General features: G+C 60.8%; 14 protein-coding genes and 1 pseudogene. 3 read left to right on the forward strand and 12 right to left on the reverse strand.

All coding sequences use genetic code 11. The features are described from left to right. Positions 1–119 precede the first annotated feature (119 nt). From FF100_RS35980 to FF100_RS35990, 4 genes are all read right to left on the reverse strand, one after another. Complete coding sequence (locus tag FF100_RS35980) at positions 120–539, reverse strand: Ros/MucR family transcriptional regulator (RefSeq protein ID WP_139040793.1); 420 nt, start codon at positions 537–539, stop codon at positions 120–122. A 156-nt stretch (positions 540–695) separates the two neighbouring features. After that, the gene (locus FF100_RS35985) at positions 696–911 is read right to left on the reverse strand and encodes a hypothetical protein (protein WP_139040795.1); all 216 of its coding nucleotides are present in this window, start codon (positions 909–911) and stop codon (positions 696–698) included. Positions 912–1154: 243 nt separating this feature from the next. Beyond that, on the reverse strand, positions 1155–1280 hold the full coding sequence (locus tag FF100_RS38470) for a hypothetical protein (protein WP_281287366.1): 126 nt from the start codon (positions 1278–1280) through the stop codon (positions 1155–1157). Between the two features lie 115 nt (positions 1281–1395). Next, on the reverse strand, positions 1396–1590 hold the full coding sequence (locus tag FF100_RS35990; RefSeq protein ID WP_139040797.1) for a hypothetical protein: 195 nt from the start codon (positions 1588–1590) through the stop codon (positions 1396–1398). 302 nt (positions 1591–1892) lie between these two features. Between FF100_RS35990 and FF100_RS35995 the strand changes: the two genes are divergently transcribed. After that, positions 1893–3131 carry a TadE/TadG family type IV pilus assembly protein gene (locus tag FF100_RS35995; RefSeq protein WP_139040798.1) on the forward strand — a complete coding sequence of 413 codons (1239 nt, stop codon included), beginning with the start codon at positions 1893–1895 and terminating at the stop codon, positions 3129–3131. Between the two features lie 71 nt (positions 3132–3202). Here FF100_RS35995 and FF100_RS38230 read toward each other — a convergent pair. Next, positions 3203–3421 (reverse strand): annotated as a pseudogene (locus FF100_RS38230) (hypothetical protein); the annotation flags it as partial. A gap of 1531 nt (positions 3422–4952) precedes the next feature. Here FF100_RS38230 and FF100_RS36010 point away from each other — a divergent pair. Next, entirely contained in the window at positions 4953–5213 is a 261-nt protein-coding gene (locus FF100_RS36010) for a hypothetical protein (protein WP_139040817.1), read from the forward strand. Here the strand turns inward: FF100_RS36010 and FF100_RS36015 are convergent. The 5 genes from FF100_RS36015 to FF100_RS36035 all read right to left on the reverse strand — a co-directional run bounded on the left by FF100_RS36015 (position 5210) and on the right by FF100_RS36035 (position 8049). Then, positions 5210–5452: a hypothetical protein gene (locus FF100_RS36015; protein ID WP_139040800.1), complete on the reverse strand. Its 243-nt coding sequence runs from the start codon at positions 5450–5452 to the stop codon at positions 5210–5212. The two genes, FF100_RS36010 and FF100_RS36015, sit on opposite strands and share 4 nt — an antisense overlap. Then, the gene (locus FF100_RS36020; RefSeq protein WP_342779050.1) at positions 5449–6225 is read right to left on the reverse strand and encodes a Crp/Fnr family transcriptional regulator; all 777 of its coding nucleotides are present in this window, start codon (positions 6223–6225) and stop codon (positions 5449–5451) included. Before FF100_RS36020 ends, FF100_RS36015 begins: the two co-directional genes overlap by 4 nt. A gap of 237 nt (positions 6226–6462) precedes the next feature. Further along, the gene (locus tag FF100_RS36025) at positions 6463–6714 is read right to left on the reverse strand and encodes a hypothetical protein (protein ID WP_139040803.1); all 252 of its coding nucleotides are present in this window, start codon (positions 6712–6714) and stop codon (positions 6463–6465) included. Between the two features lie 522 nt (positions 6715–7236). After that, positions 7237–7464 carry a hypothetical protein gene (locus tag FF100_RS36030; protein ID WP_139040805.1) on the reverse strand — a complete coding sequence of 76 codons (228 nt, stop codon included), beginning with the start codon at positions 7462–7464 and terminating at the stop codon, positions 7237–7239. A gap of 192 nt (positions 7465–7656) precedes the next feature. Continuing rightward, on the reverse strand, positions 7657–8049 hold the full coding sequence (locus FF100_RS36035) for a response regulator transcription factor (RefSeq protein ID WP_139040807.1): 393 nt from the start codon (positions 8047–8049) through the stop codon (positions 7657–7659). A gap of 941 nt (positions 8050–8990) precedes the next feature. On the opposite strand from FF100_RS36035, the gene FF100_RS36040 reads away from it, so the two are divergent. Next, on the forward strand, positions 8991–9278 hold the full coding sequence (locus FF100_RS36040) for a DUF6894 family protein (protein WP_139040811.1): 288 nt from the start codon (positions 8991–8993) through the stop codon (positions 9276–9278). A gap of 156 nt (positions 9279–9434) precedes the next feature. Here FF100_RS36040 and FF100_RS36045 read toward each other — a convergent pair whose 3' ends face one another. Further along, positions 9435–9647, reverse strand: a complete 213-nt coding sequence (locus FF100_RS36045; RefSeq protein WP_139040813.1) for a hypothetical protein — start codon at positions 9645–9647, stop codon at positions 9435–9437. Then, positions 9644–10075, reverse strand: a complete 432-nt coding sequence (locus tag FF100_RS36050; RefSeq protein ID WP_139040815.1) for a hypothetical protein — start codon at positions 10073–10075, stop codon at positions 9644–9646. Before FF100_RS36050 ends, FF100_RS36045 begins: the two co-directional genes overlap by 4 nt. Positions 10076–10204 lie beyond the last annotated feature (129 nt).

Raw genomic sequence — 10204 nt, forward strand, 5'->3', positions numbered from 1 at the left:
TCAACCGTTACATCGCCGAGCACAACGGCAGGCCGAAGCCCTTCGTCTGGACCAAGCCGGCCGCCGCCATCCTCGATGCCGTCAACGGCAACGCTGCACCATCCGTTTGAGTCAAGGCACTAGGTAGCCGCCTGATCGCGCCGGATCTGGCCGAGGCCGAGGCTTTTGGCGAGTTCGGAGCGGTGGGCAGCATACGTCGCGGCGACCATCGGGTAGTCGTGCGGCAGACCCCACTTCTCGCGGTAGGCCTCGGGGATCAGCCCGCGCCCGGCGAGGTGCCGCTTCAGCGTCCGGTACGGCTTGCCGTCCTCCAGGCTGATGATGTGGTCGGAGGTGACCGTCTTGCGGATGGGGATGATGGGCTCAGGCTTTACGGGCTCAGGCGCGGGCGGAGCCGTCAGCTTCATCAGTGCGGCATGAGTTGCCGCAATGAGGCCCGGCAACTCGGAGACCGGAACGCTGTTCTTCGAGACGTAGGCGCCGACGATGTCGGCGGCGAGGCCGATGAAATCGGCGTCGTGCTTTGTGACGTCATCCATGTGCGAGACCCAAGATATCTATTTTTCTGCGCAGCTAAGATAGCGGGTGCTCTGCAGGACGGGTCAAGCCTTGTTTTGGCATGTCATTCAAAATTTCATCAACAGTAAGGTTTCGAACAGATCGATTTGCTGTGCGCTAACGCGCGACCGCCTCGGCTATTGCGGAGCGGATCTAGGTTTGACGAACGGCGGCAGCGCCCCGCGGGGCTTTTCATGCAGAACCGCCCCAACGATCTGGCCGCTCTCGCTATGGTGGAGCAGATAGAGGACCTGGGCTGGTGTCCGCAGGATCTCCTGGCGCAGCGGCTCCCCGGCCGGCAGGCGCGTCAGGGCGACCATCAGACACGGCAGCCCGGCGGATGCGACCTGCATCGCCTCGAACTCGATCTCGCGCAGGCCCCAGCGCTGGCAGGCAACGCCGGCCGTTGTGGACGGGAACGGGTTGGGCGCAAATGCCCTCGCCGAACCAGCGGCCCATGCACCATGGGTGCCTTGGTCTGTCAGAGAACGTTGCCTTCGCCGACGCCCCGCTTCCTTCCGCGTCCCCGTCGCCTCACCCCCGCGTCGTGCTCGTCGGCCACGCGAGCACAACCCTTGAGAAGCTCGGCTGGCCGGTCAAGCGGCGGTTGGGTACTGGCGCTCAATCACGGTCCGGATGATCGGTAAGTGCTCGATGAGCATATCGCAGATGGCCTGCTCGTCGGGGTTGTCGGCCCCGCGATAATGCTCGATCGCGGCCATGACGCTGCTGTGCCCGGCAACCGGCTTGTGAAGGGCCCCGATGATGTCCGGTCTAGCTCGTCGTCGGTGAGGTGGCGCAGGCTGCCGCACTCAACAAGAGGCTACCATTAAGAGGCTACCATTCGCGTCGCTCCCTACTCTGGCGCAAGGCCTCCGCCCGCTTCCTGCGCTCGTCGTCGTTCAGCGGCAGGCCCATGCCCTCGGCGGCTTCGGGCGGGATCGGCTCGTCCGGCTTCGGCCGCGGCAGCGGGGTGTCATCGTGGTGCTTCGGGCGGCCCTGGCTCGGTCCACGCTTGTCACGCCTCGTCATCGCCCTGGACCCCGCCGTTTACCGCCACGGAGCTGCACGTCTGGTCGTAGGCGCCGCCGCTCAGGCGCAGTCACCGACCCCTGCCCCGGCAGCCTGAAGCGTCTGAGCTAAAGACCCTGCTGGGTGCGCCATTGAAGCGTGCAGCCGGCACGTAAAAATCAGCCCGTCGCAGCGCCGTCGGCCGAAGCGTTAGGAATTAATTCTGAAATCAGCGATCAGAATTAATTCCTGTTGGGTTGAGCATGGCAAATGATACCTTCCGCAGCGCATTGGCTAAATTTTGATATCCGCTTGGTCTGACGATGGCCATCAATCTCACTCATGTCCGACGCTTCGGTTGCCGGTTCTGGCAGTGTCAGCGCGGTACTGTGGTTGTCGTGTTCAGCCTCCTACTCCCGATCCTGGCGATGGGTGCGGTCGGCGTCGCCGAGATGACCGAGGTGATGCTCGCGAAGGCAAAGCTCCAAGGCAACGTCGACGCGGCGGCGCTCCAGGGGGCGGGCGAGTACGGCGTCGACCAGTCTGCCGCCACGGCGGAGCGTGCCCGCCTCTACGCCGACGGCTCGGCCGCCTCCCTGCGCCTGCGCTGGACGATCGTCTCGACCGCCTCGGTCGATGCCGCGTCCCGCGCCGTCACGGTGCACCAGACCGCTCACCGGGCGTCATTCTTCGGCAGCCTGCTACCGCCGGGCGGCTGGAACCTCCAAGCCTCCGCGACAGCGATCCGCACCGCACGTAAGCCTCTCTGTGTGCTCGGCTCCCAGGGGGGCACCCGGACTAGCATCAAGCTTCAGGGTAACTCTGCGATCACAGCAAGCGATTGCTTGGTCCATAGCAATTCCAACATGACAGCGGGCATGAGCACCATCTTGTCTGCCGGCGAGGCGCGCGCGTCTGGTGGCGCCTCAGGCCCAATTCGTCCGGATCCTGTGACAGACGCCCCTTCTGCGCCGGATCCATTCGCAGCAATGAAGATTGAGGTGCCTCTCCTCTGCGATACATTTTCTCTCAGCCTTGGAAGCAGTACCACTTACCTCAAACCCGGTCTGCATTGCGGCGTTATTTCTCTGTTCGGAACGGCGAACATCGTGCTGGCGCCTGGTGATCACTATTTCGCAGGGCCAAGTCTCACTATTGGTGGAAATGCCACAATCAGCGGTACCGACGTTGTGATGATCTTTAAAGTCACAACGGCACAGTTCACCGGCAGTGCTGCCTTACAACTTGAGGGCCGCAAGAGCGGACCCTATGCTGGCTTTGTTCTGATTGCTGATCGCAGCTACACCGGCGATATTGAAATCTCGACCAGCAATGCTCGCAAGCTCATCGGTACGGTCTACCTGCCAAACGCGAACTTGAGCGTAAACGGCAACAACAGCAAGGTTGCCGACCAGTCGCCCTGGACGGTGGTGGTAGCCCGGACAATCCAGACGCAGGGCGGCGCCAACCTCACGATCAACTCCAATTATGCCGGATCGAGCGTGCCAGTTCCAGCAGGCGTCGGTCCGCCGAAGGATCAGCCGGTGCGCCTGGCACAGTGATCCAAATCTTAGGCGGCCGGATACGGCCCATGGAACAGGTCGCCCATGGCCTTGCGTTGGAACAAAGTGCGTCAGCGGCGGCGCTGATGCTCGTTGCGGTCGTGCAGCATGTGGCAGCGCTGGCAGAACGCCGCCAAGTTGGCGTCCTCGTTGTTGGCGGTGTCGTGGTCGCGGTGAGCGGCGGCCAGCACCACCCTCGTGACCCGGATCCGGGAAAACAGGTCCTCATCGCGCAGTCGCTGCCGGAGCCGGCGCCCCTGGCCGTCGCACCAGCCCGAGATCTCAGCATCCAAATAAATAACCGACGATTGATCCAGGTTGATGTCGCAATTTTATTTTAGAATACCGTATCGGTCGATCTCCTAAGACACACTCCAGCTCGCCCGGCCCAACGCCGCGGCGAGCTTTTCTGCGTTCTAGGCTCTGGTTCATCGCCACGAAGCCCCCCGCCCGGTCATAGACCGCATGGATCAGCTCGGCATCGCGGGTATCGGCCACGTCCATATCCCCCAGGTCCGCCACCACGTGACCCGCTGGCGGGAGTGCTCATGGATCTCGTGGGCGATGATGTGGATCGACTCGGGGTTGGTGGGCGAGTGAGCCGGCATCGGGCGCCCTATCCCGCGCGCCGTGGCGCCGCAAACCCCGACAGAGTTTGACGAACCGTTGCCGTTCGTGCCGAATGGCAGCTTGGGCGGCTCGCATCCGGTGAGTCGCTGAAGGAACACAGCCGCGACGACAGCCACAAAAAGCGAGACCCCCGGAAGCCTGCCAGGGCCGCCAGGGGTCTGATGCCCCGAAGGGCTGATCCAGTCCGCTACAGACGGATCATCCCTCAAAATCGCTGTGCGAGTCAATCCGAAGCTTCGCTTTCGGTGACGGGGACGGCTTGCCTTGTGAACGGACCGCCAGCCGGCGGCGCCGAATGCTGAACCGCGGCCCGAGAGGGCCGAACGATGACGTGTGCCTACCGCTTGCCGCGCTCTGTCGCGGACAGGCTTGAGACGGCCCTTAGTGGCCGGAAGAACGCGGCTGCCTGCCTCGCCTTGGCGCACTTCCTGGCGAGGTTCTGGAGCAGCCCCCGGCGGCGGCTGTGCGCGCTGCCGGTCGATAGGAGGGCGTTGGCCGGGCACGAAGCCCTAGGCCTGTCCGAAGCCCGGGTGCGCGGCGCCCTCGCCGTCCTCGTCGAGGTTGGCTTCTTGGCGCGATACGAGCCCGATCCTGGCAAGCGCTACCAACGCACCGAGGGCGGGCTTCAGCGCAGAGCGATCCTGCATCGGTTCGGGGAGGAGTACGCCGTAGCCTTCACGGCAGCGAATGCCCGCGCTCAGGCGGCCCGTGGAGCCCCGGCGCCGGCAAGGCGACCAAATCCCGCGTCCCGAGCCCCAACGGACGTCAGCGCCAAACGTCGCCGTCCCCAGGGCCATGCCATCGGCCCAAGTCGCCCAAAAGCACCCTACAGGCGGAAGCCGGGTGATTATGGGTGAGGAGCGGGGAGGTTCGCCCCTTGAGGCTGCGATAGAGCGGTTACGGCGAGGGGTAGGCCTGTGACCGGCAGAACCGCAAAACCGTCGCAAAGCTCTGCCGAGGGGCAGGGTCGCAGATCGGGCAGTTCACCCAAGGCAACGGGTGGAACTAGTGCCAGTGTGCAGGCATCATGGAACCTGATGTTCAAGCAGATTGTTAATTTGTGCGGTGCAACACGACAGTTGAGTGGCGATAATTATTGGTCCCGCCGACATCGAATACATGATGCTGGACCACGCATCCGCTGACATTACAGTTGCCGAGTACGAAGGGCGCGAGGCTCAGCGGGGTCAGATGATAGGCCGGGCGTGGTGGTTCTGTCCTACCGTGCTGCTGGCCTTCGAGGCTCAGAAGGTCGTCGAGCTTCGGCTGGTTAGGCTCGCCTGGGGTGGCCAGGATGCCCGAGACGAAATGGTCTCGATGGTCACCGAGAAAATCGCAGCCGCGATCGAGGCAGCCGGGACACTCATGGGCGGAGGGTCGTTCGATACGGTCGTGTCCCGATACCGGGAGCACGTCGCGGCGAACACGAAGCGTCTGGCCACGATGGCTTAGTGACCGTCCAGACGACGCTGGATCCACGCCTGCGCCTCGTCCAGATCGGCAAACTTGTGCTCACGGGGATCATCAACCCGGCCGAACCCTGCCTCAAGGAACCACTGGCCTGCCTCGGCCCCGTGATCCTCCGAGAGACGAACCAGCACGGCCACGAGGAAGCCATCCGCGAACACCAGCCGGCTCTCCGTATCATCACTGCCCGTCGCAATCGGCACGGGCTGAAGGTGGAAGCTCATGCGGCCTGCCGCTCCAGATGCAGATAGGTAGGGTCAAAGCCGCACAGCTTGCTTAGTTTCGCCCAGTCCAAAATATCCAGCCCACCGCCGTGCAGCGTGATCAACTTGTTGTCGCGCAATTCTTTCAGCACGCGATTGACGTGCACGTTCGAGAGCCCGAGCGCATCACCCAGTTCCGCCTGAGTGACGGGTAGCCGGTAACGGTGGTTCTCAGCCAGCCCGACCGCTTCAAGCTTGACGTACAGCTCACAAAAGAGGTGCGCGATCGCCTCGCAGGCTGAACGTCGGCCCATGCCGGTCATCCATTCCCGGAACACGGCAGCGTCCACTAAGGTGTCGCGCCAGAGGGTCGCCGCAATGCCCGGTAAGGCGGCCGTCAGATCGCGCAGGGCCGCGTGAGGGATGAACGCTACCGTAGCCGGGGTCAGTGTACAAAGGCTGTGATCCATTACCTGCAGATGCAGGCTCTGCAAGTCGGGGATGTCGCCCGGGATGTGAAACGAAAAAATTTGGCGTTTGCCTTCGCTGAGCAGCTGGTAGCGGCATGCCCAGCCATCCAGGAGAAGACAGCATTGCAATGACCGGTCATGCTCGTGCACGATATCTTGTCCCGAGACCAAAGGCCTGACCGTGATGGGCAGGCGTTCGATGGCCTGCCGCTCGTCATCGGAAAGACGCGCGATGCTGTCCAGCTTGCGGATGAGCATGTCCGTGGAGTGGTTCGGTGCGAGGGCCATTGCGCCTCCTCCTTGCGTTTGCAGGTGGAAGCTCACGGCTCTCCCAGCCATCGGCACCTGTCTCTGATCCACCGATGATAAGATGAAGTTAGGTTACAGGTTGGCGTCTGCAACCATCTTAGATCAAAATACACAAGGGTAATTTTATGTCATTACATGCATCACATGTTAAAATTGCCTCATCGAACTAGCAAAATATGCGAATAACGTTTGTTATTGTAGCGTAGTTTCAGCAACGATTTCAGGGTTGTGCGTCACTGAGCGGAGGCGCCCTTACGCTTCCCCGTCCACGCCCTGGCGCAGGCTGGCGTAATCGACGCTCGCAGCGGCGAGCTGGCCTTGCAGCTCCAGGAATCTAACGCGGTGGTTGCGCGCCAGCATACGCAGAACGTTGGCCGCGTCCTTGTCGCCTGCAGCGTCCAACTCAGCGGAAACCTCGGCCATATAATCGGCCATCACCTCGACACCTATGAGGCCGTTGGCTATCGTCCGCATGAGGTCCAGCATCTCGAACCGCTTGTTCATGTTCCTCTCCCTCGGAGGAAACCTTTAACCCATGTTGTCTGCGTCGGGGAGGCGCGCAGAAGCGCCGCAAGGCCGCCGAGGGACAGGGTCGCAGGAGCAACAGCGTCACCTTAAGTCGGCCGCCACGCTACGTAGCGGCCAGATCTATTCGCCCTTCAATCTCTGGTAGAGGAACGCACCAACAACAGAAACAACGGTAGTGCCGCCTACGATGCCGGCGACCCAAGGCTGATCCATCCAGACGCAGAAGCAAGTAACGCCCATAGCGGCCAAAGCGAAGGCTGCGGCGCTAAACTGACCATATCGGACAGTTCGGATATTGCCCCGCAAGGCGGCTATCTCGAAGCTGCGCCTGTGCTCGCTCTCGGTTTCCCACGCCTTGAAGATGCGCTCGGGGCGTCGGGAACGAGTTGGCGGAACTGCTCAAGGATCGCAGGCGGCGGCAGAGGGCCTTGCCAGAACTGGTTAACCTCAAGCCTGGAAGCCTCCGTTTGCTCGGGAAGCTGTGGCTCTGCCGGGGGGTTAGCGGGTCTTCGACGCCTGGACACGTGCGCGCTCGCGATCAATCACGCGGCGCATATCGGCACCGATCCGCTGTCTATCGCCGCGAAGTGCTTCGAGGTCGGAACGATGCGGGTAGCGCGAGGCTACAGGCGCAGCCGGCCAGATGGACGCAAGCGCGCCCAGACCGGCAAGGAAGCTGCCGCCGAGCGTCTTCCGCTTATGACCGGGTTGGGTGACCGACATCATGGTCGACTCATGTACGCAGACCCGGCCTGCCGTCAATGGCCGTCTCACGGCAGCCCAAGAGTCCTGAACGGCAGGATCCCCGCCCCGATACCGGCGTCAACAGCGACCCGCGGCACGATCCTGGCCGGCACCTCCGGCAGCGGCGGGCGCACCCGCACCTACATCATCCCCTGCAGGCAATCGGCGGTCTCGCTACCCAGAAATCCTACCTGCCTTGCGTAATTTTAGCATTGCTCCTGATAGAAATCCGGAGAGTGCTTCCTCAGTCAGGGGCTTTGACAGAAACGATGCGCCAATTCTTCTGGCTTCTACAATAATTTCATCTTGAATATTTGCTGATATGATTGCAATAGGGGTGCTATTTTTTTCCGATATTATATCTTTTGCTAAATCGATACCATTCTTACCGGGCATATTATAGTCCACGAATAGCACATCGATGTGGTTCTCATTTGCAATCGCGAGTGCATCGTCTGCGTTAGCAGCCTCGTACAGCACCCATTCTGGCTTAATCTTCTGAATTAATCTTCTTACTACCATCCTGGCAAGCTTGCTATCATCAACAATAATAGCTGATATATTCATCTAATATTTCATAGCTCCATGCCTTGGGGACAAATTTCGTAGCGAACGTGGCGAGTATATAGGTGGGACATTGCTGGAAGAGCAACTGCACGCGGGTTGAATGGCCAACCTAGCCATGACCCTTCTCAGCCCAGGACCATCGCAGCCAACGGGGGCAATTGGAGCAGGGGACCTCACCCTCGTCGCCCGGCAACGCGCGGATTGCCCTCAGGACCTTCCTGATGGCGTTTCTCGGTTCGGGCAGGGAGCCCTTGATACCGGAAAGCCTCAGAAAACGCCTGTAGAGCCTCTGTTGTGGATTTTTGGCGTATTCCGCCCGCATCGGGGCAGGCTCGGATGGCAGGGAGCGGCCCACAAGGCCGATGCAGGTACTGTGGGCCGTGACCCAGGCCTAGATGGCGGCCAGCCGATCAAATGCAGGCCCAGCTCCTTCCGCAAGCGAGTCCCTCAATCGGATCTGCTCACGGGCCCAGGCCATCCATTCGGCAACCGCTCGATCGCCGGTCCCCAGCAACTCACAGGGGGGAGGATCTGCCGCTAGATGTTTCACTTGAGTTTGTCCGGTCCTGCAATTTGCCCTTCGGCGTTGATGCATTCAAGAGCCTCTGTAATTGCCACCTAACATGAGTTTTTATGTCGCTTCCACCCTGACCCTTGCCGCCATCTTCGAATTCGATAATGCGTTTAGCAAGGGGGATCATCGCAGTGAGCCTTTAGAGGTACAGCTAGGGATCTTTGTTAATCAGCAAAATTCTATTATGCTTATTATTATGGTGCCACGGACGGAGCCGTATGTAAAGCAGTTAATCCGTATTAATGTGCCGTTTTAGAATATATCCTATGTTAATGCATGCATATTCAGATTTACGAAGCTTGATAAAATACTATAATAGAAAAAACAAATCATATGCTGAGAGATCACTCAATATGGAGGACGAGGTATGCATAGATTTTACTTTGATCTAATCGGAGACAGGGAGATTTTTGTCGATGATGTTGGGGTGTATGCCGATAATATTGAAGAGGCTATTGAGCAGGCCAAGATCGTAATCAATGAAATGAAAGCAGGTGGTGAATTAGCTTATCTCAAAGGCGGTTGGCGCTTCCATATTGCTTCGGATGACAGGACTATTTTTTCATCGATAACCATCACAGAGTCAATCATCTGCATAATTATATTTTGTATTGACGAAAGACTATTAAATGCACTGCCAATCTATGTCTTTTAATCGACCGCATTCTTAGCTGCTGCTATCCGTGAGAAGGCCCGATCCGTCCTTCAGTAGAAGGTGGGCTCCTGCCAGCCCATCTCTCGGCACCCGGACGCGATCGACGAGTACATGTCGTCCGCCCGGGCCCTGATGCGTGCCCAGGCAAGGGTGCTCTCACCGGGGGCTCCCTACCATAGCCTCCGCCTTCTCCTGCACAAGAAGCTCGATCGATATGCGGTAGCCACGCACGATCTCGTCGCAGGTCGCTTCGGGGTAGTGCTCGAGGATCAGGTCGACCATCGCGGGGAAGTCGTTGCGGTCGCAGCGGCCGGCGATGCCGTCGCCGGTGTGGAGCATCTGGGCGATCTTGGCGGATAGGTCAGTCATGTGGCGGCTCCCTCCATGGTCGCGGCGACGCGACGTTGTTCGGCCCACAGGCGATCTCTCTCGGCTTGCTCGGCCTTGGCGCGCTCGGGCCACTCGGCCATCTCGCGTTCGGCGGCGGCCCACGCCTCCTTTGCTGCCTTGGCCTGCCGGCGCCGCTCCCTGGCGGCCTCGCGGCGCTCCTCGTCGCGAAGGGCCTGCTGGCGGGCCGCCGCTTCCCGGGCCTTCTTCATCGCTTCGGCGAAGGCTTTGGCCACGCCGCGCGACACGGCTTCCGGCAAGGCGTCCTCGAAGCTGCCCGGATCAAAACCCCGACCGGCGCGGCGCTCCGCCTCCTCGAACGACAGGCCAGCGGCCACGGCCACACGGGCGGCTGCGGCTCGGCCCGCCTCGCGCTCACCCTCTGTCGCCCCGCCGGTGGCGAGGGCCATGCACTTCTAGTGCATTGACGCATTCAGAGGATTCACAGGGGGCATGAGGCATGCGAGTCTGAGGCATGGCTCAGACTGTCTGTGTGATCCCCAGCGCCGCCGACCTGACGCGCCTGTCCGCTATCGTCG

This window comes from Methylobacterium terricola (genome assembly GCF_006151805.1).
Taxonomy (GTDB): Bacteria; Pseudomonadota; Alphaproteobacteria; order Rhizobiales; family Beijerinckiaceae; genus Methylobacterium; species Methylobacterium terricola.